Raw genomic sequence first — 22024 nt, 5'->3', positions numbered from 1 at the left:
TAAACGTTATCAAGTGTAGATGTGGATTACTTTTGACTTTTTTCAAGACATTCATTGATAATCAGCTTTTGCACTCTGTCCTTAAAGGTTTTGTCAGTATCTTTACTGAAATGTACCTTGACGGTGTAAGTGGTGTTCCCCAACTTTCGCTTGAAACTGTGGGGCTGTTGCTCGTTTTTGGTTTCTGCCATATTCTCTGCTCCTTTACATAAAAATAGAGCGCATAGACTGGTTTCTATACGCTCTGACGCTGTGTTATATTCCTTATTCAGTTGTGATTGTGGTAATGGTTGTTTCGACAAACTGGAAGTTACAAATTAACCATCTATTGAAAAATACTTTAAATCTTGAAATTCGTCATCCATAAATTCAAAAGTAAATATATGTATATCATCAAATGACTGTTCTAAATAATTGACCTGCCCATTGTCATAGTTAATAACAGGCTTTCCCAACTTCTCTTTAATTTTATCCGTACTGAAATCTCCAAAAGTTGCTGTGATATCGGGCATCATAAATTCTATAATAGAATCTAATTGTGCATTATATTTTTCAGATATCGCTTTTACCTGTTCCATGTAATCTTCCCCAGGTTCTTCATCCCAAGCAAAAATCAGTCCATGGTACTCAAATACAAACTGCTCCAATTCTTCATCAAACTTCATTATCGTTTCCTCCGTCAATCCCGATTTGTACCTTTAACAGAATACCACAATCACACCCATATTTCTATCAAATCTTCATTAAATTTCTTCCTCCCTCTGCTTAGCCTTGCTTTGTTGTCTGTTATGCTGTCGGCTCTCATTCTGAAGCTCCCTCTCAAGGTTCTTCTTGTTATAGCCGATTACCTCCGCATAAGCTAATTCTGTTGCGGTCTTGGTCTGCTCCTTGCCGATACTGTCATACTCGGCTTGCAATGACTGTATCTCGGCTTTCCACTGTTTCGGCGTTATCTTCTCGCCGTTCTGTAAAAGGCTCTGCATACGCTCCTTTAATTCCGGGTACTTCGACAAGCTGTCCTTATGCTCCTTATCGTATTTCATCTTCGCAAGCCCCTTTAATGACTGGCTCTCTTTATACTCGGCTTGTATCGGCGCATAGAGGGCATATATTTTTGACAGTTCCTTTAATCGGTTCAATTTCTGCCCCTTTGAAAGATGTACCGTTTCCAACTGCTGATATTTCTGTTCCCTGTCCTCTGTGAATTTCGCAAGGCTCTCAAAGCTGTCTATCTTCCTCGTTGTGACAAACTTCTCCGCATTGTCGGCTGACTGCAAGGCTGTCCTGTCAGTCATTTTTCTTAGGTGCTTTCCGCTGACAATCGGCAAATCAAGCCTGCCTTTCCGTCCCCTCACCTTCGCAATCATTTCCATGACTTCATTCATCACGCTGACCGCCGCATTTTTAATTTTGGCATACTGTGCGCTGTGTACTTCCTGCTTGGCAAGCATAAGCATTTCTTTTGCCTGTTCCAACTCCTTATTATGCTTGATGATTTCCCGGTTGATATTGCCCCTCTCGGTCTGTATGCCTTTGCGTTCTAAAGCGTTGGCAACCGCCCCGATATGAATGGTCGGCTCTTTATCTATCCCCTGTTCTTTAAAAGAGCGGTGTTCCCAATGAAGTGCAATCCCCAACCGCTCGTTGGCGGCGTTGATTGTGTCGGCTAAATCCTTCCGCCACTTTTTTGCGTTCTCCTGACTGCTCCAGTCTGTGCTGTCGGCGGTGTGGCATTTCCACTGTTTCCTGTTCCGCTTGTCAACTTTCTGCTGACCTGTCTTTTTATCAATCACTGGTATCTTTTCGCCGTTTTCGTCAAGGTCATAGATTTTCTTCTGTTTCGCTCCCCATTCCCCTTTTTCTGTAAGAGGGCGCATGGTAAGCAGTACATGGATATGAAGATTGCGCTGTCCTTTATCGTTCTCGCTGTCATGGATTGCCCAGTCCGCACACATTCCCTTGTCAACAAAATTCCTCTGGACGTAATCCCTCACAACTTCCTCCGCAAGCTCATAACTCCATTCATTGGGGAGTGACGCTTTTAACATCCTCGCAAGCTGTGCATCCTGCCTTTTCTCCGCCAGTTCGACGGCGTTCCATAAAGCCGCCCTGTCTGCATACTCTCTGGGCGCATTGGGCGGGAGGAGGATTTCGCTGTGGACTAAATCCTCATGGTATTTGGGGCGGTAGGTCTGCCCGTCAAACTCATTAAGAAGGACGCTCCTGCTGACATAAGAAGCCTTTTCAACTGCCGACTGCCCCTTGCTCCGCCTGACTATGGAGAAACGTGTGCTTGCCTGTTTCGTGATATTATCCATACGCAACACCTACATTATGCTGATAGTGTGTCGGGGCGCATGGATAGACTTTGTGGGCAGATAAAAGCCGCTTTTTGGCTTTTGTCTGAACGCAAAGTACACTAGGGGGTAGGGGCGGCTCTTTCGCCCCGATGGGGGATTGTAGCTCCCCCATGTGTGCCCGCCTTTGGCGCACCGCCCTCTGCAAGAGTCCATGCAAGTGAAACTTGCCCCTCGGAGAGCGCACATACCACCTCTGGTGGTATATCTGTGCGCACCCTGTAAACAGGGTGAATATATTACCTTGGCTTTCCGATGTTTTCGCCTTTATCATTCCGTACCGCCCTCGCTTTCATTCCCGGCATTGGCAAGCGTGGATTGTGGAGAAGCGGTTTCCCGGCTCTCCGATTTGATTTTAGAGATAATCTGCTGACACTCCCTTGTCTGCAAGGCAACTGATAAGATGCGGTTTAGCTCCGCTTCATCATAGCTGTAGCACTCCGGGAAATACTTCACGATAATGCCGCCCATGATATATTTGTGGTGGTTCTCGGCTTTGCGTTTCTTCTCGCTCTGCTTTTTCTTTTCGTTGGCGACACGTTGTTTCGCCTGTTCCAATGCCTGCAATGCCTTTTCTAAGTTCCTGCTTGCTTCGTTCCTGCTCTCAATCATTCCTGATACCTTGTCCTTTCTGTGCTGTGTTAGTGGTTGCTGAAAATAAAAAAAGGTAGCCGCTTTTCCGTCAGGATAAACCGCTACCATAGGTATACGATATTCAGTTTTTATATTATTTTACTGCTGATGTGCGATTTGCCTGATTTCAGTCATAAGCCTTATCCCGTCTTTCATCCCTAACCGGTAGGCAACTGCCCCGTAAACCGCCCCGCATTGGTTGTCAGCTGAAATTGCCCGGTCGATGGTCAGCCGCTGTGCCTTATCCAGTCCTAGCTTCTTCAACTCATCAAACACAATATCCTGCTGTTTTACTGCATCCCGGTATTCCCGGTCTTTTCTAAGTACCCTGTCAATATCCCTTCCCATTCTCTGTGATGCGATTCTGTCCAGTAATTTTCCTCGTTTCATTCCTCTCTCCTTGCTATTGATTTTACAGACCGCCACTGCTCTTTTCTTTAAAGCATTGACGCTTTTCCATGAGTTCCGCTTTCTTCTCGCCGGAAAGCCTGCTAAATACATCATCATAGTTAACATCCCTTATGCCCATTTCCCTCGCCAGTATGATAAGCTGTGAATGAAGCCATTCCTCCCATAAGTCCTCAAACAATGCCCCGCTGTCCGTAAATGTCACGGCATCCTCAAATCCTGTTGGGTATGTATAGTATTGCAACTTTACGAAGCCGAACTTCCCGGCATCCACTACAACTATCTCGTCCTGTTCAAGTTCTGTAAATGCGTCTGCCACTTTCCGGCATTTCCTACGTTCATCCTCTGTAATGTATGTCTGGTCTGCCGGGGAATTTTTTACTGTACACATTCCCTTGTCTGCCCTCCTTTATTTTCCGATTTGGATATGCCCCCGCTCTTTTTCACGAAATAATCCCTTTTTTCCATGAGTTCTTTTTTCTTTTCTTCCGGCAGACGCTCAAATATTTCATCATAGTCAAGCTCCGCAAGCGGCGTACCTAACACGGGGGTTAAAATCTCATATTCATACCATATCCGCCAGAGTTCTTCAAACAGTTCCGCACTGTCTGAAAACACCTCGGCAGAATCGAAGCCTTCCCCTTCATCGAACCATTGCAAGCGGACAAATCCAAACCTCCCGGCATCCGCAACCATTACATCCGTCATTTCATAAAGTTCTGTAAATGCATCCGCCACTTTCCGGCACTTCACATATTCATCCTCCGTAATATAAATCCGTCCTGCCGGGGCATTTCCCGTACCCGATTTCAGTTCCATTTAATCGCTCCTTTCTCCATTCCTTCAATCACGTTTTCAAGGAAGTCCAGTTTTGCTTCTATCTCTGCCTTATGTACGGCGGCAACGGCAAACTGTAGGATGTCTTTTTCTCCCCAACCGTTTACCTTGCCGAACCGCTTCGCCAATGCCGCCAGACGTTCCTCCTGGCTGTCCTCCACTATAAATGTTAGTTCAAAGAACTTCATTTCACAAGTTCTCCTCTCTGGAAAGCTCCACTCCGCTCATCTCCCTAAAATAATCCCGTCTTGCCATGATTTCTTCCTGTTTCTCTTTAGGCAGACGCTTATATATTTCTTTATAATCCAAATCCACAAGCGGCGTACCCAGAACCGTTGTCAGCAACTGGTCATACATCCAGTCAAACCATAAATCGTTAAATAATGATTCACTGTTTCTGTAAGTCACTGCCGTATCAAATCCAACAGGCAGCTTGTAATACTGCAACTTCACAAAACCATACTTTCCGGCATCAATAACGGCAATGTCCGTCCTCTCATATAATTCTTCAAAGGCTTCTGCAACTTTTTGGCATTTCTTCCGTTCTTCATCCGTAATGTAGCTTCCCTTTCCCATGCCCCCTTCTCCTTTCATTTGTATAACTTCCTATATTTGTTAGATTATATTTGTTTGGTTATCCATAACATATTATAACTGATTTTACAGTAATAAAAAAGATATAATATACCTAACATATGTAAGGAGGTGTCTATATTGAACGGAACACGGGGTACTATCGAAATTCACCTGAAGGAATTACTCGAAGAAGCAGGGCTGAGCAAAAACAAGTTTTGCCAAAGAGCAGAATTGCAACGTTCACAACTTAATGGTTATCTCAACAACACGATTACCAGATTAGACATTGATGTGCTGATAAGGATATGTGATACTCTGGACTGCTCCATTTCAGACTTGCTTGAATATAAACCCGGTTAAAGGAACAATGCCCCGCAAAGAGTATTGTTCTTTTATTTTGCAACAATCCCCCCTATCGCAGTAATAAATTCTTCGGGAGAGGGGATTGTATCTTCTCCGAAAATATCGTTCCATTTCCCCCTTGTTTCTCTGTTGTTGTAACCTTCCACGATTGCCTTGCTCATTTCTTCCCTGACTTCGCTTACCCTGATTCCTTCCCTTTTGGCTATCTTTGCAATAACCCTTCTCGCAATTTTTCTGTTCATTTTTTCTCCTTTCTTGTGTAACTTCTTATAGTTATCTTTCTACCTATAAATTCTATGGTAAGCACTACATATAAGTCAACGTAATTCCGCCGCAAGTTTTGATATTATTCGACATGGTATGTGTTCTTCTCTTTCTTATGGCTGTTATCAGTGGAATTTATCTGTGTCATTCTCACTCTTGCCCGCTCCCTTTGTTCTGCGCTTACCGCCCTCGGCTTCCGGTAACTGACGTATGATTTCGGGAAGGAATAGGTTCTCGACACTTCATCCTGATTTGTCAGGCTATATGTGCCGGGGAAGTCAGCAACAAGCGCATCCAGTTTCCGCATGACCGCCTTATCCCTTGTATACAATGTGGCGGTCTGTTCCCCCGCATTATAATTAACAATCGTTTCCTGTTCGTACCGTGTCAGGTTCATAACTCAATCCCCGCCTTTCTTTTCTGCTGTTTTCTTTCGGTAACTATCGGTTTTTTCTGCTGTTCCTTCGCCCTGGCTAACCTCGCCTTTATGGAATGGTCACGCTCGGTCAGTTTCCGTCTTTTGGTGGTGGCTATTAGTTCCATACAGCTTTCTTCTGACAGGGAATTTAATTTCTTCAAAGTGGTGCTTACAATCTGCTTTGTATTGCTGTCCTTTACTTGCGGAAGAATAGCTGATAAACTGGCACACGTTTCCGCTTTGCTCTGCTCGCCAAACTGATAGATTAAGTTGATTTCATCAGCGTTAAAAGGTATCTGAAAATTTGCGCCCTCACATAAACGCTCCACACCCACGCATTTAGGAATATTTCTTGTCAGTTCGTAATTATCCCTTGCTGTAATTGTTCCATGCCTGTCAGTCTGCCTTACCTCAACTTCACACTGGCTTTTCTGCTCTAACACAAGCCACTGGAATTTGTCGCTTTCTTTGGTGAATACAGTCTGATGCGCATTGGAGTGCGTCTTACTGCGGATATATTTATTTGCGGTGCTGTAATAGTCTACAATCTGCTGTTCCTGTTTTCTGTTCATGGTCTGCCCTCCCTGTGGTAGTACATCTATGGTTAGATGTATAAGTATTGATTGATATGATTGATTGATAACTAACATATATTCTCTTTCTCTCTGTCTTTTACTTTTCTTTGGTTCTTTCTTTTGCTTTTCTATCTCTCTTTCTCTTGCCTTGTCTGTCATGGAATGATGCGCCGCACAAAAGCATCCGTATTTTGGTGCTGATTAGAGATTTTTCGCCCGTTAATTATTGAGCGCTTAAATTGTGCAATATCATAGATGAATATTTCCTTGCCCGTTGCAATTAAGGTTCTTTTTTCACGATAATTACTGTACAAAAAAAGCTATAACATTGCTGTCATAGCCTTTTTATTGTGCAAGTCACTTGCTCTGTTAAATTGCCTTGTTCCGTTCCCGGCGTATTTCTTCCCGTTTCCTCGCCATATACTTACGGTTGCACGCCCGTTTTTTCTCCAACCGTATACGTTCTTTTTCCTGCTGTGCCTTTTCTTCCTCGGTCAGTTCGATTTCCTCATGGGGTATCTCGATTTTGCCGATATAATTTAAGAATATCTCCACTTCCTGCGTCCGTCCTGCGCCTATGCCCTCGGCTTTATGGACTACGATTTTTGAAACAAACTCGTTAATCATGGCGGGGGTGAGTTCTTCAAAATCGGTATACTTTTTCGCAAGTTCCATAAACAAGTCTGCGTTCTCTTTGTCGGTATTGATTTCTTCCAGTTCCGCATTGTCTGTTTCAAGGCTGTTTTCCAGTTCCGCAAGTTCGGTTTCATAATCGTTCAGCATTGCGTCAAAACGCTTGTCGCTTAATTTTCCGCTGATGTTGTCCTCATAAAGTTTCTTTATCAGACGGTTCACTTCTCCGTACCGCTTTTCATTCTTCTTTATCCGCTGTCTGACAGTCTTTCCTGCGTCTGCTTTACGGGAAGATGACAGTTTGCAGATAATCCCCTTAAACTCGCCCTCGTTGGCTACCGCATAATTGCATGTTTCCTTTATCGTTTCAAGGACAAGCGCATTGACCGCCTTTGTCTGTATGCTGTGTGAGGAACACTGCTGTCTGTATTTCTGCCTGCCTAAGTTGTAGTTAGAGCAGTTGTAATCATCTTCGGGCGCAATCCAGCGTCCTTTGCCTTTGGTGTAGATGTCTTTCCTGTACCTCGCTGTCCTGTGGCGGTGGTTATACATCTTCGCCCCGCAATCCGCACAAAACATTTTACCTGTCAATGGGTTTGCCTCCCCTAAAATATCCGGTCTGCGGACTGTCTTTCGGAGTTCCTGCGCCATGTTCCATGTTTCCTCGTCAACAATCGGCTCTTGGGTGTTCTTGAAGATTACAAGTTCTTCTTTTGGGGTTTTCTTCGCCCTCTTGTCCTTGTAGCTTTCCTTATAGGTGCGGAAGTTTACCGTATGCCCCATGTATTCGGGTTTGGAGAGGATAGCGGCAACCGTATTCCCACGCCACATATAAGGGTTTTCCGTGTCATAGGTGGTACTGTGTGTTCCTAATCCCCGTTGCCCCATGTAGTAGGACGGTCTTTCTATTTTTTCGTCATGGAGTATCCTTGCTATATCATATGGCCCTTTTCCTGCAATGCACAAGCGGAATATCCTGCGGACAACTTCGGCTGCGGGTTCATCAATTACCCAATGTGTGCTGTCAAGCGTGTCTTTTTTGTAACCGTAAAGGCAGTGGTTTGATGTGTGGGTTTTCCCCGTCATTCCCCTTGCCCGTAATACGGTGGTAATCTTCCTGCTCGTGTCACGCACATACCACTCGTTCATGATGTTAAGGAATGGCGCAAACTCCGCACTTTCCCTTTTTTCGCTGTCTACTCCGTTTGAGATTGCTATAAAATGCACTCCCTTTTCCCGGAACATTACTTCGGTATAAAATCCAACCTGCAAGTAGTCACGCCCCACTCGGCTCATGTCCTTTACAATCACTGTGCCAATTTTTCCCTGTTCCACATCTTCAATCAGACGTTTCCAGTTCGGGCGGTCAAAACTTGCCCCGCTCCAACCATCATCAGTGTAGTGTGAGATATTGGCGTAACCGTTCTTTTCCGCATAATCCTCTAGTATTTTCTTCTGGTTTGTGATACTATTACTTTCGCCATTCAGTTCATCATCTTTTGACAATCTCTCATAAAGTGCTGTGATTTTTAAGCTGTCTTTGTTCTTCATTCTATCCTGCTCCTTTCTTTCGGGGTGCTTTCCACGCCCCACACTGACAGCATAGCACATCCGTAAAATGCTTCGGCGGGGAAGTGAAATGCTCGCTGACTTTCGTCTGCACACCGTCAAATGCCTGTCCCTCTGACAGTTCCGGCAGCTTCTTTTCCTCTTTTTCCTCCTCCTGATTCCCGGAGATTTTAAAGGAACGCTTAAAGGCATCCTCAAAGGACTTCCACCCGTTATGCGTGACGGACTTCCCGGAAACCGCAAAAATATGTCCGCCGCAGGAAAATTCCGCTTTGACTGTTTCATACAGATGTTTTTCCCCGGTAGCGCATAACAGGCGGTTCGCAACCAAAGACAGGATTTTACGCTCCGTTTCCGGCAGTGCCGTAAGGTCAGCTTTCGCTATCTCCATTGTGGGGATAATGGCGTGGTGGTCTGTCACTTTTTTACTGTTCAGAATCCGCTTTATGTCCGGTCTGGAAGCCTTGCTTTCCTCAAACATCAGGGAACTGTACACCGCTCCAATCACGCCCTGTGCGGTTTGCCCCATGTCATCGGATAAGAACTGGCTGTCCGTCCTCGGATATGTGGCTAACTTTTTCTCGTAAAGGCTCTGCGTGTACTCTAAGGTCTGCTTTGCGGTAAATCCAAACAAGCGGTTCGCATCCCTCTGGAGCGTGGTGAGGTCATAGAGCTTCGGCGGCATGACCGTTTTTTCCTCTTTCACAACAGACGTGGTGAGAGCCTGCCCGTCCCGGCAAGCCCCCGCAATCTCATCCGCTTTATTCTTATCATCAATACGCCCGGTGGCGGCATCCAGCCCGTCCATCAGGATATGCGCCATATAATATTTTTCCTTCTGGAAATTCATAATCTTTGCTTCCCGGTCTACTAACATCGCAAGGGTGGGTGTCTGCACCCGCCCCACCTTTAACACTTTTCCGCCATACAAAACCGTAAACAGCCTTGTACCGTTGATGCCCACAAGCCAGTCCGCTTCCTGCCTGCACAGTGCGGAATGGTACAGGTTTTCATAATCGCTCCCCGGCTGTAAATTCTCAAACCCTTCACGAATGGCGCTTTCCTCCATTGAGGAAATCCACAGACGTTTGATCGGCTTGTCACAGCCTGCCATTTCATACACAAGGCGGAAGATAAGCTCTCCCTCCCGTCCGGCATCAGTGGCACAGATTGTAGCCGACACATCCTGCCTGTGCATCAACTGATAAAGCACGTCATACTGCGCTTTCGTGTCCGGCTTCACCTCATACTGCCATGTTTCCGGCTTAACGGGCAGGCTCTCATACGTCCATTTCTTCCACTGCTCCCCGTAGCTTTCCGGCTGTGCCAGCTCCACCAGATGCCCCACGCACCAGCTCACAACATAACCGTTCCCCTCCATATATCCGTCACTGATTTCCGTTGCGCCGATTACCTCCGCAATGCTCCTTGCTACGCTCGGTTTTTCCGCTATGACTAACTGCATTTATTCGTCCTCCCCTTCCTTATCTTCAAAAAAATCATCCTCATTATCCTCGTTTTCCTCGTCATCATCGTATTCTTCTTCCTCGTCCTCCTCATCGTCCTCGTCAAGAAATTCCTCTTTCTTTTTCTTGGCTACCTTGAAATAATAGCCGCCGCCAATCGCTGCAACCGCCACAATCCCAAGAATGATATAGGTTGCCGCCGGGTTTTCCCCTGTTTTCTCCGGCTCCGGTTCGGGTTCTTCGGTATTTTCCTCCCCGTCCTCTGCCGCTTCTTCCGCAGGTTCTTCTTCCGTTTCCTGTTCCCCGTTATTGTTGGGAAGTGCGCCCTCCGTCACAGGGATTGCGGATTCCAGTGCGGCGGAATTTTGCGGTAAGGTATCGCTGTTGTCCGCTGTCACGTTCAGCAGGTCATTTTCCGTAACTTCTGTCAGGAAGTAAACCACTTCTTCCTCCCCGTCCCGGTCAATGATAAGGTAGAACACTTTTTCCGATGCGGTCTGGATTGTATAAAATTCCTTCCCCGTTTCGCTTTTCTCCTTTTCCCCGGATTCCTCTTTCTTCTCCGATGCCGCCGCTTCCACCATTGCCTGCTTTTTCTGCTCTGCAAGGCTGTTTCCAGAAACGGTGTTCCCGTCACTGTCCGTTTTGGTATGCTCCGTCACCTGTGCGGTAGCGGAGGAAGGCTTGGTTGCCTGCGCGTTCACCGGGAGCTGCTCTGCCGGGTTCTTCTCATTCCCGTCCGCTTTTTCCGGATCGGTATAATATGGGTTCGCTGTCTTATAAACCTCTGACATATTCCCGGCATTGTCCATTGCGGAAATGGTGAAATACTGGTAGCCAGCGTCAAACTGCTGCAGGCGGATATTTAAGACACCGTTTGTAAGCTCCTTAAACTCATACCCGTTCACATACACCGCCTTGATGCCGGAATCCGTATCATGCGCCTGTACGGAGAGCAGCCCGTTACTGACCGCAGCGTTTAAAGTAGGCTTCGTGAAGTCAAAGCACTTGATATAGCGGTTTTTCTCATAGGTCTTTCCCCTCTGGTCTGTCACAAGCACATAGACGGTGGCATTTTCTGAAATCTCCATATACATATCCTCTGTGATGTCCGTCCAGCTCCCATTCTGCGCCACTTTCGCCTGCACCGTCTTTATAGAGAAGTTGCCGGAATGTGCCACGTCCTCAACGGAAATATGTACCTTCGTGGTGTCATTGTGCCAGCCGGAGGGAGTGGAGATTGTAATTTTTACATTCGGGTTCACATATTCGCATAAGCTGTAATCCCCCTTGCAGACCTCGCAATCTTTATCAGCGGAATACTGTGTGCATTTTTCTTTACAGGTACATTCCGGTTCCGGGACTTCATTCCCGGATACCGTTCCGTTTTCCGTTTCTTCCTCACTCTCACCGGATTCTGTTTCCCCTTCATTCCCGCCGGACTCGGTTTCTGTTTCCCCGGTTTCCTTATTTTCCTCTGTTTCCGCTTCGGTACTGCCTTCCTCTGACGCTCCGCTTTCCTCCGCATAGGCATCTACCGTATTCCTGCTGTTCGCCATAAACGCCCCTACGGGCATACAGAACAATAATGCTGACAAGAGCAGCGACACCGCCGCCCTAACTGATAACTTTTTCTTCATTTCCTGCCATCTCCTTTGCGTTTTCTTTTTCTTCCAATAACTTCAAAATCTCGTCCTCGCTGAATTTGATGAGTAATTGCAGCTTCTCGGACGAGATTTTATGCTTTTCGATAATATCCATTTTTTCGGCTCTTTCCGCCATGCGCTTCTGTTCTTCCAAATCCTTCTTTTTTGCCTGTAAGGATTCAAGCTGCGCATCCACTTTGGAAAGTGCCTTTTCAATGCGCTCCTTTGTCATAAATTCCTCACTTCCTGTTGTTTTTCCGTTTTTCCCACCCGGTTGGATCAAAATCATTAAAATCTAACACCGCCCTGAAAAGCCATTTGTTATTTACCCATCTTTGTAATTTCCTTGTAACGGGTGGCGCAGTTGGCTTTTCATATACCATTACATAGGGATCAAATCCCATATCCCGCAGAGTGTATATCCTATACAAGTCCTGTTCGTGGCTGCTGTTATAGTTTGTCAGCACATACACCCGCCTTTTCCGATAATCTTTCACAGTTGTAAGTTCTGAAAACCTTTTGAAATACCCTGTCAGGTCATCTTCCGGATTATCCCAAGCAAAGTGCAGCATTTTTGTTTTCACTTTGTTCAGCATCTCCACTTTCTCAGGAGTAATCAGACGCACATCAAGTCCCTGCGTAAAATCCACCATTGCGCCGCTTTGTGCGAGCTGCTGTAATAACCGTTCCCAATCCGGGCAGGCTAACAAATTCGCATCAAGCAGCTTTATTTCTTTTTCCCCACGCCAGAACTCGGCAAGGTCAGCGACCGCAACCGTCCTGCGCCCCTCTTTTTCCCCTACAATGCAGAAACCGCATCCACGAGGACACCCTCTTGACAGAAAACCATATGCAGTTCCTTCAAATTTCGGGTATAATGCGTAGTCCGGATATGTATGTTCCACTTCCTCCGGCAGACAATTATTAAGCCCATACCCTGTACCGCCCCTTATAATGCAGTCAGCATGAATTGTACCGGAGTAATCTTTAGAATAGCTGTCCGTAAACACCCGGCTCATATATACAAGGTCATAATGTTTTCGCCCGTCATACCATTCCAATGTATCACCCCTTGCCTTATGGTAAGCAGACAGCTTCATAAGGCACAAATTGGGGAAGTTGTGGCTGTCCACATCAATCAATCCGATTTTGATAATATCACGCTCCCTTCTATTTATGAAATTGCTCTATCATAAGTTTGTGTTGTTATTGAAGGCGACCAAATGCGTAGAAATGGCTCTGCCAGTAGGACGAGTTGATGCTTGCGTAACTGATCGGATCTCCGCAGTGGATCATTGTCCCGTTGCCGCAGTAAATCCCCACATGGCTCACCGCCCCGGCAGAATTGTAAGTCCCGGTAAAAAAGATAATGTCCCCCGCCTTTGCGTCCGATGCGGAAACAGGCGTACACTGGTCATAAATCCCCTGTGCGGTAGTTCGTGGAAGGTTATGCACCCCGCTGTTGGTAAATACCCAACACACGAAGCCAGAACAGTCAAAACTTGTGGAAGGGCTTGAGCCGCCCCACACATACGGGAATCCCAAATATTTAGCGGCTTCCTCCATAAGAGCCTGCACCGATGCGTCATCGTAGGCATCCGGCGGTATGGCGTTCCCCGGCAGACCTCCCGGCGTTTCCCCGTAAAGCGTGCCTTCGCCCACATCAAAATAAAATAACGGGTTATAATACTCCCCGTCATACAAACATTCGATATGCAAATGGCTTCCTGTGCTGCTCCCGGTATTACCCGTAGTGCCGATAACCGTACCTTTTTCCACTGTCTGCCCCGCACTCACACTGAGCGTATCCATATGGGCATACTTGGTTGTGTAACCGTCAATCTCAATCGCAACATAATTCCCATAATGGCTGTCATATGCCGCCGCTGTCACCGTACCGTCATGGGCAGCATATACGGTTGTGCCTGTGGGGACTGCTATATCCACGCCCCGGTGAAATTCCTCGTTCCCTGTGACCGGGTTCTTCCGGTATCCGTAATAGCTTGACACATAATAATACCAGTAAAGGTTAAGCGGCGAAGCGAACTCCTGAAGCAGACCGTTAGTTTCCCGGTACATGGCAAAAATCTCCGCCTGTTCGGTATCCATTTTCCCGGAAACAAGGTTCTCAAGTGGTATGGCTGTAAGCGTCACTCTGAGGATACTGACCTCGTATTCTTCTTCCTCCTCATACTCATATTCCTCCTCGGTTTCCTCTCCTGTGACCGGATCAGTGACCGTCCTTGTGCCTGTATTTGTGACCGTCCTTGTCCTCGTTTCCGTATCCGGAGTGAGCGTCAGCGTATACATCTCATCAAAAAGAGCCTGTATTTCACTTTCCACCCCGCTTGCGGTAAATTCCGTATGGACTGCGGACAGATAGCTGATAAGGGTAAACGGGTTATGCCCGATTGCCCCAAGATTGTAGGAATATTCATCATACCCCGGATAGTCTATTTCCACCCGGTCAATCTCATTCTGCAAATCAAGCTCCAGACGGGTAAGCTGTAAATCGGCGGCGTCAATCTCCTCCGGCTTGCTTAAATAGCTTGCCGCTAAAATCGTGGACTGCGTATCCGCAAACATCGCCCCGCAGGACGATACGGAAACCATAATCATCATAAGGAGCAGAGCCATGATGCCCACCGTCACAAGCAAGCCCGCATTTCTCCTTGCGAACTCCTGTAACTTCCTCGCCACAGTGACCGCACCGTTTTTCGTCTTTTCAAACGCCTGCTCCGCTGTTTTTCCTGCCGCCGCTTTCTTCCTCGCCTTGATGTATTCCCGTTTGATGCGCTGTTTCTGTAACCGCTTCTGCAATGCCTTTTTCTGCATCTGCGGGTTTTCTTCCAGAAACTTCTGGTACTGGAAATTGACTTCCTTTTTAAACTGCTTCTTTTCCAACTTCGCCACTTTCGCCCGCTGTTTCTGCTCTTTTCCCTTTATCCGCCTTTTGACAAAAGAAAATAATTCCTCTCCTTTCTGCTCCGATTTGTGTGCGCCCTCCACCGCTGAATTCTCTTTCTCCGTTTCAGCGATTTTCCCATGCACAAAATTCCTGCCCTCATTCTGCATCCGGCGCATGGTGGTCTTTGATAGTCCCTCCTGCTTGAAAGGCTTCTCCTTCTCCAGAGGGACAACCACATATTTTCCCTTCCCGGTTCTCTCGTCAAACACTCTTTGTAAGGTATATTCCCTTGTCTTTGGCAGCTTCGCCCTTGCCTTCTGTACCTTCCTTGCGGCTTTCTGCGCCTGCCGCTGTTTCTTTTGCAGCTTTTTACTTCCGGTAAATTCAGAGCTTTCTTCCCCCTGAAACAGATTTCCGGTATTCTCCGCAAAAGATTCCTCCGTAAAGGTTTTATTTTCCGCTTTTTCCTTCGTGCCGCCTTTATTCCGGTGTTCCCTCTGCACCCGCTTTTTATGGTATTTCCCTTTTTTCTGCGACTGCCTGTAAGTGTCCCTCCGGTGGTAATCTTCCGCATCCGGCTGTTTCTTCTCTTTATCCTCCGTCTGGTTAAAATTCTCCTGCCCGGTAAATCCACTGCTTTCCTTTACAAAATCCGGTTTTTCTTCCTGCCCCGTCTTTTCATCGGACTTTTGGACTTTTTGTCCAGAAGTGTTCCGGTACATCTGCTTTTTTGCCTGAACCTTTGAAGCATGGTTCGGTTTACGCTGTCCGGTATCGCTGCTTAGGGAATCCACGCTTTTATTCTCTGTAAACGTGCTGTTTTTTCCCGGCTGGCTCTCTTTGGGCTTCTGGACTTTTTGTCCAAAAGTTTCCTGCTGTGCCTGCATACCCTTTTCCGTCTGCCTTTTGCCACCCGAACCACGCCCCGGCTTCCCTGTGCCGGAATCCCTCGGCTGATAGGCAGCATTGCCGCCGCCCGTAAAAGCATTGTCAGCTCCCTTATGGAACTTTGCATCTGATTCTTTACGGTAAGCGGTATCCTGTTTTTTCTTCCTTTTCTTTTCTGCCATTAACTGTCCTCATCCCCCTTTGTTACGGATTCTTCCGGCTTAGTATTCATAATCGCAAAGGTCTTTGTATCTGCCGGGTACTTATCCACGAATGGGATAACCACGTTGTCAAACAGTATCAGACCGCTTCCCGGCTCGGAATTGGTGACGTGCATGAGCTGTTTCTCCGACAATCCCAACTTATCCGCCAAAATATGCTGGTCTTTGGCGTTCTGGTTTAACAGGTACACAAAATCGCTGTTCCCCAAGATGCCCTCGATTTCCTCCGATTTCAGAAAATCGCCCACGTTCTGTGTCAAACCTGTCGGGATTCCGCCCCACTTCCGAAACCTTTTCCATATCTCGACCGAGTAAACTGCTGTCTGCTTTTCCTTCAGGAGCAAATGGAACTCATCACAGTAGTACCTTGTGGCAACTTTCCGTTCCCTGTTCTGCGATACCCTGTTCCAGACCGCATCCTGCACAATCAGCATCCCTATCTCTTTTAACTGGTTTCCCAAATCCCGAATATCAAAGCACATAATCCGATTGTGTGCATCCACGTTGGTACGGTGGTTAAAATAATTCTGAGAGCCATGCACATACAATACAAGGCTGTTAGCAATCCGTACCGCCTTCTGCTTCGCTTCCCTCTGCATCTCCGGCGCAACGTCCCTCGGCTCATACTTTAACAGCGCATTATACAAATCTTCCAGTATGGGCATATTCTCCGGCTTCGGGTGCTTGAAATACCCGTCATAGATATGCTTGATGCAGGTGTCAATGATGCCCTTCTCGTCATTCTCCAGACCGTCCTTTCCCCCGGCAATCAAATCGCACAGGGTAATCAGGAAATCTCTTTTTAATTTCAACGCTTCCTTGTCCCCCTTATGGGAGAGCTGAATGTCCATCGGGTTTAAGAAGTCTTTTGAATTGGTGGCAAGTTTTACTACCTGCCCATGAAGTGCCTGTACCAGCGGAAAATATTCGCCCTCCGGATCGCAGACAATAATATCATCCTTTGTGATAAGGAAACAGGATAAAATCTCCCTCTTTGCGCTGAACGATTTACCACTGCCGGGTGTTCCCAAAATCACCCCGTTTGGTGTACGCAGCCTTTTCCGGTCTGCCATAATCATGTTGTTGGAAAGTGCGTTCAGACCGTAATAAATGGCAGGTGCAGGCATGAAAAGCTCCTGTGTGCAGAAAGGCACAAGGACAGCGGCGCTCTTTGTGGTGAGGTTTCTTTCAATCCCCACATCGTTACACCCAATCGGCGCACTCGCCATTAACCCCTGTTCCTGTAAATACTGCAAACATCTGAGGTTACAGTTCGCCTGCTGGATAATGCCGGACACCCTCTGCGTCAGGTTCTCCAGTTCCCGCTTCGTCCGCCCGTAACAGGTAATGAGGAAGGTCATCTTGATAAGTTTCTGGTTGCTTGTGTTCAAATCGTCAAGCAGTTCCAGCGTGTCCTTCTCATAAGTCACAATGTCCGTAGGCAGAATATCCATATCGTAACCGCTTCTTACAGCCTTTTTCTGCTCCTCAATTTTCATTTTCTGAATGTCGGTGAGCGCACGTTTTATCATCTTGATTGCTTCCACCGGATCAATAGTCTGCATATGAATGAGTTTTAATAGGAACACTGTAATATCAAGGCTTTTCGGAGCCTACACCCACAAAAAAATATTATTTGAGCTATCACATTACGCAGAAAGCCGTCCGGCATGAAAAAACGGGCGGCTTTTTTGCGTGAATAGCCGGGAGGGAGGCGAAAAAATAGTAACAAAGTTTTAACGCAAGATTTGTGCAACATTCACGAAATTAAAAAAGGAGGTAACGAATGGCAGACGAAAAATTAAACGTGAGTCCGGAGGAAAATCCCCAGCCCAGCTTGTTCGATACTGGCCCGGCGGATGCTCCTGCCCCGGAAACATCCGCGCCGGAGCCCCCGGCCCCGGAGAACATTCCCGAGCAGGCCGCCGTGGATGCGCCCGTCCAGGATGCCCCGGCTGGTGCTCCCGGCGCGGTGAATGTCTCCGCTGACCAGATTGAAAAGCTGATGGCGGAGCGCCGGGCGGCGGAACGTGCGGAGGTGGAAAAAAACGAGCCGCCCGAACCGGAACAGCCGCCCACCCCGGCCCCGGAGGAAAAGGCCGCCGGGGAAAAGGGGCCCGAGAAAAAGGGAAAGGCCGCCAAGGAGAAAACGCCCGAGCCGGGTAAGCCCAAAGCCAAGCGGGGCCGCAAGCCCAAGGAAGAAAAAGCGGGGCCCGGCGAACCGGGAGGGACGGGGGCCCGCCGTGGCCGCCAGTCCAAGGCTGGTAAGGCGGCCACGGACAGGCCCCCGTCCCCACCTCGAGACAAAATGTCCCAAAGCAAAGGGACAAAAGCCGCCCCGGTAAAGGAAGAGGCCCCCGCCGCTCCCCCGCCTGCGCCGGAAGTGTCGCCCCAGCCCCGTGACGCGACCCGCGCCGAAAAGGAAGAGATTGTTTACCTCAACCTCTCGGAGCTGTTCCCGTTCAAAGACCATCCCTTTGGGGTGCGGGACGATGCGGAAATGAAAGGGCTTGTGGAGTCCGTCAAGGACAACGGCGTACACCAGCCCGCGCTGGTGCGTCCCCGCGAGGGCGGCGGCTATGAAATCATCGCGGGCCACCGCCGCCAGCGGGCCAGTGAGCTGGCCGGGTTTGCAAATATGCCGTGTATCGTCCGCAACATGACGGATGACGAGGCCATCCTTGCGATGACGGACGACAACCTGCGCCACCGGGAAAAAATTCTGCCGATGGAAAAGGCACAGTCCCTGAAAATGCAGGTGGAGGCCATCAGCCACCAGGGGACGAAGATGGAGGGCGTGGCCGCCGGGGACGTTGGAAAACGCTCCACGGAAATCGTGGGGGAGCGGAACGGCATGAATTACAAGCAGGTACAGCGGTATATCCGGCTGACCGAGCTTGTGCCGGAGCTCCAGTCTATGGTGAATGAGAAAAAGCTGTCTTTCACCCCCGCCGTGGAAATCTCGTTCATCAAGCCCAAAAACCAGAGGTTTATCGCCGTTTCCATTGAGGGCGAGCAGGCGTCCCCCTCGCTCTCCCAGGCCCAGGAGCTCCGCAAGCTGGATAAGGACGGGAAACTGAACGGCGATGTGATTGACGGCATTTTGAGCCGTGAAAAAAAGGAGGTAGACAAAGTGATTATTTCCGCCGCTGAATTGAACAAGTATTTCGGCAAGGACGCCACGCCCCGGGAAATGAAAGACCAGATTATGTCCCTGCTGGCCGAATGGAAAGAGAAACAGCCCCCGGAGCGCACCGCCCCGGAGAAAAAGACCGACCGGGAAAAGTAAGCCTTGAGACATTTTGTCCCAAGGCTTTTCTCTTTCCCGCGCCCCTCCCCCGCGCCTTGCATAGCGTTCTTTTAGAGAGGGGCTCTGGTGGTATATCCCCCGTCGCCGCCTACTACTGAGCACAGCCGGGAGTGGGCGGTCAAGGGGCGGAACGCCCGCCGCCTGCGGCGGCTTGCCCTTGACGGCCCGCCCCGGCTGTGCCACCCCTCCCGGCGCGGCGGGGGATATATCCTCCAGAGCCGCCCCCTTTCCCATGAATGGGAAAGGGCGGGGGGAAAGGGCTGAACGACAACTATTAAAATATCGGAGGTAAACGAATATGAAACGACCCCTTGCTTATATCACCGCCGCTTGGTATGGCGGCGACACGGAAAACGCGGAGCTGGCCGCGCAGTATTGCCGGGCGGTCTACGATGCGGGCTTTGCCCCTATCTGCCCGGCCTTGTTCCTGCCCCTTTTCCTCAATGACGCGGTTCCCGAGGAGCACAAGAGCAGCATCGACATTGGCCGCGACCTGCTCCGCCGCTCCCGGGTACTGGTGGTGTGCGGGCATACCGTCACCGAGTCCATGAAGAACGACATCGCCGTGGCCCAGCGGCTGGGCATCACCGCTACCACCCTTGAGGGCATTTTGACCGTCAAGGGACAGGGCCGCCGCTGACGTGGCCGCGCTGTTCGAGGCGTACATCACCAATCTGGGGAAATACAACGAGGGCGAGCTGGTGGGGGAAACGCTGAAATTCCCCACCAGCCCCCAGGCGGTGGAGGCGCTGTTAAAGAATATCGGCGTGGACGGCATACGCTACGAGGAATTTTTCATCACCAGCTTTGACGGCGATGTGCTGGGGCTCTATGACTATCTGGGCGAGTATGAAAATCTGGACGAGCTGAACCATCTGGCCTGCCTGCTCTCGGAGCTCCCCCAAAGCGAGATTGAAAAATTCGAGGCCGCGCTCCATATGGGGGCGCATACCTCCAGCGTGGCAGACATCATCAACCTTGCGGAAAATCTGGACTGCTTTGAATTTTACCCGGATATTGAAAGCGAGGACGATTTGGGCCGCTGCTATGCAGAGGACTTGCCGATACCCGCCGAGCTGAAAGACTACTTTGACTATGAGGCATACGGGCGGGACATATCCATCAATGAGGGCGGCCACCTTGCCCCCGGCGGCTATATCGTCCAGACTGGCGATATTAAGGAAGTCTACCACGGGATAGAGGATATTCCCAAGGAACACAAGGTTTTTGCCCTCCCCCGGCTCTCCATCCGGGAGCAGATGGCTGCCTACAAGGAAGTGATTGACCGTTCCTCTCTGGCGGCTGAACGCAAGCACCCGGAAACAAACCGGGAGGAGCGGTGACTTCGAGACATTTTGTCCCAAAGGCCGGAGGGCTATCCCCCATGAAAGGAGGCGGTTCTGATTGATTGACGAGGATGTTTCCCGGCGCACTATCGCGCTATCCATGCGGACGGGAAAGCTGACGGCCCGGGTGCTGGCCTATGCGCTCCGGGCGGCTGGCCGGAAGATACAAAAGGAACGCCGGGCCCACCAGACGCCCCACGGCAGGCAGTCCGTGAAAAAGCTCATGGCCCACGGCGCGGCCACGAACAGTATCGAGCTCACCGGGGCCCCAAAAGAATTTGACCGGGTGGCCCGGAAGTGGAACGTGGATTATGCCTTTTACAAGACCGGGCCGGACAAATATCTGCTGTTCTTCAAGTCCGGGCAGGCGGATGCAATCACAGCTTGTTTTGGGGAGTATTCCCGCCGGGTGCTGGATAAGGCAAAGACTGACCGCGTACCCATCCGGGAACAGCTCAGACGGGCCGCCGCCGAGATACTGCGCCAGCCCGCGCCCCAAAAGAAAGACCGCGTAAAGGAGGCCGCCCATGAGGACAGATAAGCTGAAAAAGTACCTTTTGCCGAACCTCCCCTATCTGTTCATCGCGTGGGCCTGCCTAAAGGTGGGGACGGCCTACCGTCTGGCGGCGGGGGCGGATTTGGCCCACAAGCTGGTGGGGATGGTGGCGGCCCTCGGCCCGGCCTTTGCCGACTTCGCGCCGGGGCTTGCTCCTTTTGACTGGCTCACTGGCATCGTGGGGGCTGTGGCGATCCGGCTGATTATCTATCAGAAAAGCAAAAAAGCCCAAAAATATCGCCGGGATGAAGAGTATGGTTCGGCCCGCTGGGGAACGGAAAAAGACATCAAGCCGTTCACCGACCCCAGGTTTGAGAACAACATCATTCTGACCGGGACGGAATTTCTCACCACAAACACCCGGCCCGCCGTCCCCGCCAACGCCCGGAACCTGAATTGCTGTGTTGTCGGTTCCTCCGGCTCCGGCAAGACCCGGTTCTGGCTCACGCCCCAGCTTTTGCAGGCCCATTCCTCCTATGTGGTGGTAGACCCAAAAGGCGGGGTGCTGGAGCAGGCGGGCTTTTTCCTGCAACGGAAAAAGGGATATAAAATCAAGGTTTTTAACAGCATTGATTTTTCCCGCTCCATGCACTACAACCCGCTGGCGTACATCCGCAACGAGGCCGACATTTTGAAATTCGTCAATACCTTAATCGCCAACACCAAAGGCGAGGGCAAGGAGGGCGACCCGTTCTGGACGAAATCAGAAACGCTCCTATACTGCGCCCTTATCGCCTATATCATCTTCGAGGGCCCGGACGAGGACAAGAACATGAACACGCTGGTAGACATGATTTCCGGCATGGAGGTCAAGGAGGACGATGACGACTTTATGAACGCGGTGGACTATATGTTCGCCGGGCTGGAAAAGAGAAAGCCGGACTGTTTCGCGGTCAAGCAGTACAAAAAGTACAAGCTGGCCAGCGGCAAGACCGCCCGCTCCATACTTATTAGCTGTGGCGCAAGGCTGGCCCCATTTGACAGTGCAGCGACACGTTGTCGCATATAAACTTTGCGTAGGATTTTCCTGCAAAGAGGTAAAAGTGACGG

At 49.3% G+C, this 22024-nt stretch carries 25 protein-coding genes and 1 pseudogene; 7 read left to right on the top strand and 19 right to left on the bottom strand.

Going from position 1 to position 22024, the window contains the following annotated elements:
• Positions 1–26: 26 nt before the first annotated feature.
• From NFS31_RS20960 to NFS31_RS20920, 9 genes are all read right to left on the bottom strand, one after another.
• A complete protein-coding gene (locus NFS31_RS20960) occupies positions 27–191 on the bottom strand; it encodes a transposon-encoded TnpW family protein (RefSeq protein ID WP_160239991.1) in 165 nt (54 codons plus the stop codon).
• Between the two features lie 126 nt (positions 192–317).
• Positions 318–665 (bottom strand): hypothetical protein, encoded by a 348-nt coding sequence (locus NFS31_RS20955; RefSeq protein WP_251499499.1) that lies wholly within the window; start codon positions 663–665, stop codon positions 318–320.
• Between the two features lie 78 nt (positions 666–743).
• Positions 744–2318: a MobA/MobL family protein gene (locus NFS31_RS20950; protein WP_251499497.1), complete on the bottom strand. Its 1575-nt coding sequence runs from the start codon at positions 2316–2318 to the stop codon at positions 744–746.
• Between the two features lie 309 nt (positions 2319–2627).
• Complete coding sequence (locus NFS31_RS20945) at positions 2628–2969, bottom strand: hypothetical protein (protein WP_103242626.1); 342 nt, start codon at positions 2967–2969, stop codon at positions 2628–2630.
• Between the two features lie 120 nt (positions 2970–3089).
• Positions 3090–3380, bottom strand: coding sequence for a hypothetical protein (locus NFS31_RS20940; RefSeq protein WP_251499494.1), 291 nt, complete (start codon positions 3378–3380; stop codon positions 3090–3092).
• 22 nt (positions 3381–3402) lie between these two features.
• Positions 3403–3717, bottom strand: a complete 315-nt coding sequence (locus tag NFS31_RS20935; protein ID WP_331482792.1) for a hypothetical protein — start codon at positions 3715–3717, stop codon at positions 3403–3405.
• Between the two features lie 59 nt (positions 3718–3776).
• Positions 3777–4217 (bottom strand): hypothetical protein, encoded by a 441-nt coding sequence (locus NFS31_RS20930; protein ID WP_251499489.1) that lies wholly within the window; start codon positions 4215–4217, stop codon positions 3777–3779.
• The gene (locus NFS31_RS20925) at positions 4208–4423 is read right to left on the bottom strand and encodes a hypothetical protein (RefSeq protein ID WP_103242622.1); all 216 of its coding nucleotides are present in this window, start codon (positions 4421–4423) and stop codon (positions 4208–4210) included. Before NFS31_RS20925 ends, NFS31_RS20930 begins: the two co-directional genes overlap by 10 nt.
• A 1-nt stretch (position 4424) precedes the next feature.
• Positions 4425–4829, bottom strand: a complete 405-nt coding sequence (locus tag NFS31_RS20920; protein WP_251499487.1) for a hypothetical protein — start codon at positions 4827–4829, stop codon at positions 4425–4427.
• Between the two features lie 120 nt (positions 4830–4949).
• Between NFS31_RS20920 and NFS31_RS20915 the strand changes: the two genes are divergently transcribed.
• Complete coding sequence (locus NFS31_RS20915; RefSeq protein WP_103242620.1) at positions 4950–5171, top strand: helix-turn-helix domain-containing protein; 222 nt, start codon at positions 4950–4952, stop codon at positions 5169–5171.
• A 32-nt stretch (positions 5172–5203) separates the two neighbouring features.
• On the opposite strand, the gene NFS31_RS20910 is transcribed toward NFS31_RS20915, so the two are convergent.
• The 10 genes from NFS31_RS20910 to NFS31_RS20865 form a co-directional block, all read right to left on the bottom strand.
• Positions 5204–5416, bottom strand: coding sequence for a hypothetical protein (locus NFS31_RS20910; RefSeq protein ID WP_103242619.1), 213 nt, complete (start codon positions 5414–5416; stop codon positions 5204–5206).
• Between the two features lie 104 nt (positions 5417–5520).
• Positions 5521–5835 carry a hypothetical protein gene (locus NFS31_RS20905; protein WP_103242618.1) on the bottom strand — a complete coding sequence of 105 codons (315 nt, stop codon included), beginning with the start codon at positions 5833–5835 and terminating at the stop codon, positions 5521–5523.
• Positions 5832–6428 carry a transposon-transfer assisting family protein gene (locus tag NFS31_RS20900; RefSeq protein ID WP_251499484.1) on the bottom strand — a complete coding sequence of 199 codons (597 nt, stop codon included), beginning with the start codon at positions 6426–6428 and terminating at the stop codon, positions 5832–5834. Before NFS31_RS20900 ends, NFS31_RS20905 begins: the two co-directional genes overlap by 4 nt.
• A gap of 372 nt (positions 6429–6800) precedes the next feature.
• Positions 6801–8615, bottom strand: coding sequence for a recombinase family protein (locus NFS31_RS20895; protein ID WP_251499481.1), 1815 nt, complete (start codon positions 8613–8615; stop codon positions 6801–6803).
• Position 8616: 1 nt separating this feature from the next.
• A complete protein-coding gene (locus tag NFS31_RS20890; RefSeq protein WP_251499478.1) occupies positions 8617–10098 on the bottom strand; it encodes a DNA topoisomerase in 1482 nt (493 codons plus the stop codon).
• Entirely contained in the window at positions 10099–11739 is a 1641-nt protein-coding gene (locus NFS31_RS20885; protein ID WP_251499475.1) for a CD1107 family mobile element protein, read from the bottom strand. It lies immediately after the preceding gene.
• Positions 11717–11977, bottom strand: coding sequence for a cell envelope biogenesis protein TolA (locus NFS31_RS20880; protein ID WP_159749866.1), 261 nt, complete (start codon positions 11975–11977; stop codon positions 11717–11719). Before NFS31_RS20880 ends, NFS31_RS20885 begins: the two co-directional genes overlap by 23 nt.
• A gap of 7 nt (positions 11978–11984) precedes the next feature.
• Complete coding sequence (locus tag NFS31_RS20875; protein ID WP_331482791.1) at positions 11985–12878, bottom strand: radical SAM protein; 894 nt, start codon at positions 12876–12878, stop codon at positions 11985–11987.
• A 73-nt stretch (positions 12879–12951) separates the two neighbouring features.
• On the bottom strand, positions 12952–15723 hold the full coding sequence (locus tag NFS31_RS20870; protein ID WP_251499472.1) for a CD1108 family mobile element protein: 2772 nt from the start codon (positions 15721–15723) through the stop codon (positions 12952–12954).
• Positions 15723–17351 carry a VirB4-like conjugal transfer ATPase, CD1110 family gene (locus NFS31_RS20865; protein ID WP_416389489.1) on the bottom strand — a complete coding sequence of 543 codons (1629 nt, stop codon included), beginning with the start codon at positions 17349–17351 and terminating at the stop codon, positions 15723–15725. Before NFS31_RS20865 ends, NFS31_RS20870 begins: the two co-directional genes overlap by 1 nt.
• Positions 17352–17548: 197 nt before the next feature.
• On the opposite strand from NFS31_RS20865, the gene NFS31_RS20860 reads away from it, so the two are divergent.
• From NFS31_RS20860 to NFS31_RS20835, 6 genes and pseudogenes are all read left to right on the top strand, one after another.
• Positions 17549–19051, top strand: coding sequence for a ParB/RepB/Spo0J family partition protein (locus NFS31_RS20860; RefSeq protein WP_251499469.1), 1503 nt, complete (start codon positions 17549–17551; stop codon positions 19049–19051).
• Positions 19052–19138: 87 nt separating this feature from the next.
• Positions 19139–19336, top strand: coding sequence for a hypothetical protein (locus NFS31_RS20855; protein WP_251499467.1), 198 nt, complete (start codon positions 19139–19141; stop codon positions 19334–19336).
• Between the two features lie 34 nt (positions 19337–19370).
• On the top strand, positions 19371–19712 hold the full coding sequence (locus tag NFS31_RS20850) for a DUF7768 domain-containing protein (RefSeq protein ID WP_016316827.1): 342 nt from the start codon (positions 19371–19373) through the stop codon (positions 19710–19712).
• 1 nt (position 19713) lies between these two features.
• Positions 19714–20415 (top strand): antirestriction protein ArdA, encoded by a 702-nt coding sequence (locus tag NFS31_RS20845; protein ID WP_251499465.1) that lies wholly within the window; start codon positions 19714–19716, stop codon positions 20413–20415.
• 64 nt (positions 20416–20479) lie between these two features.
• On the top strand, positions 20480–20959 hold the full coding sequence (locus NFS31_RS20840) for a PcfB family protein (RefSeq protein ID WP_040438951.1): 480 nt from the start codon (positions 20480–20482) through the stop codon (positions 20957–20959).
• Positions 20946–21956: pseudogene (locus NFS31_RS20835) on the top strand (type IV secretory system conjugative DNA transfer family protein); the annotation flags it as partial. The gene NFS31_RS20840 and the pseudogene NFS31_RS20835, both read left to right, overlap by 14 nt.
• Between the last annotated feature and the right edge of the window lie 68 nt (positions 21957–22024).

Source organism: Otoolea muris (assembly GCF_943193115.1).
In the GTDB taxonomy this organism is placed as follows: domain Bacteria; phylum Bacillota; class Clostridia; order Lachnospirales; family Lachnospiraceae; genus Otoolea; species Otoolea muris.
Note: the sequence above shows the minus strand (reverse complement) of the source record. Positions and strands in the feature narration are given on the sequence as shown.

Excerpts from the sequence above, each read along its gene's own strand:
- NFS31_RS20885 (WP_251499475.1), bottom strand. The coding sequence starts at position 11,739 with ATGAAGAAAAAGTTATCAGTTAGGGCGGCGGTGTCGCTGCTCTTGTCA.
- NFS31_RS20895 (WP_251499481.1), bottom strand. The coding sequence starts at position 8,615 with ATGAAGAACAAAGACAGCTTAAAAATCACAGCACTTTATGAGAGATTG.
- NFS31_RS20925 (WP_103242622.1), bottom strand. The coding sequence starts at position 4,423 with ATGAAGTTCTTTGAACTAACATTTATAGTGGAGGACAGCCAGGAGGAA.
- NFS31_RS20850 (WP_016316827.1), top strand. The coding sequence starts at position 19,371 with ATGAAACGACCCCTTGCTTATATCACCGCCGCTTGGTATGGCGGCGAC.
- NFS31_RS20880 (WP_159749866.1), bottom strand. The coding sequence starts at position 11,977 with ATGACAAAGGAGCGCATTGAAAAGGCACTTTCCAAAGTGGATGCGCAG.
- NFS31_RS20930 (WP_251499489.1), bottom strand. The coding sequence starts at position 4,217 with ATGGAACTGAAATCGGGTACGGGAAATGCCCCGGCAGGACGGATTTAT.
- NFS31_RS20960 (WP_160239991.1), bottom strand. The coding sequence starts at position 191 with ATGGCAGAAACCAAAAACGAGCAACAGCCCCACAGTTTCAAGCGAAAG.
- NFS31_RS20920 (WP_251499487.1), bottom strand. The coding sequence starts at position 4,829 with ATGAAAGGAGAAGGGGGCATGGGAAAGGGAAGCTACATTACGGATGAA.
- NFS31_RS20900 (WP_251499484.1), bottom strand. The coding sequence starts at position 6,428 with ATGAACAGAAAACAGGAACAGCAGATTGTAGACTATTACAGCACCGCA.
- NFS31_RS20890 (WP_251499478.1), bottom strand. The coding sequence starts at position 10,098 with ATGCAGTTAGTCATAGCGGAAAAACCGAGCGTAGCAAGGAGCATTGCG.
- NFS31_RS20955 (WP_251499499.1), bottom strand. The coding sequence starts at position 665 with ATGAAGTTTGATGAAGAATTGGAGCAGTTTGTATTTGAGTACCATGGA.
- NFS31_RS20870 (WP_251499472.1), bottom strand. The coding sequence starts at position 15,723 with ATGGCAGAAAAGAAAAGGAAGAAAAAACAGGATACCGCTTACCGTAAA.
- NFS31_RS20945 (WP_103242626.1), bottom strand. The coding sequence starts at position 2,969 with ATGATTGAGAGCAGGAACGAAGCAAGCAGGAACTTAGAAAAGGCATTG.
- NFS31_RS20905 (WP_103242618.1), bottom strand. The coding sequence starts at position 5,835 with ATGAACCTGACACGGTACGAACAGGAAACGATTGTTAATTATAATGCG.
- NFS31_RS20950 (WP_251499497.1), bottom strand. The coding sequence starts at position 2,318 with ATGGATAATATCACGAAACAGGCAAGCACACGTTTCTCCATAGTCAGG.
- NFS31_RS20860 (WP_251499469.1), top strand. The coding sequence starts at position 17,549 with ATGGCAGACGAAAAATTAAACGTGAGTCCGGAGGAAAATCCCCAGCCC.
- NFS31_RS20940 (WP_251499494.1), bottom strand. The coding sequence starts at position 3,380 with ATGAAACGAGGAAAATTACTGGACAGAATCGCATCACAGAGAATGGGA.
- NFS31_RS20910 (WP_103242619.1), bottom strand. The coding sequence starts at position 5,416 with ATGAACAGAAAAATTGCGAGAAGGGTTATTGCAAAGATAGCCAAAAGG.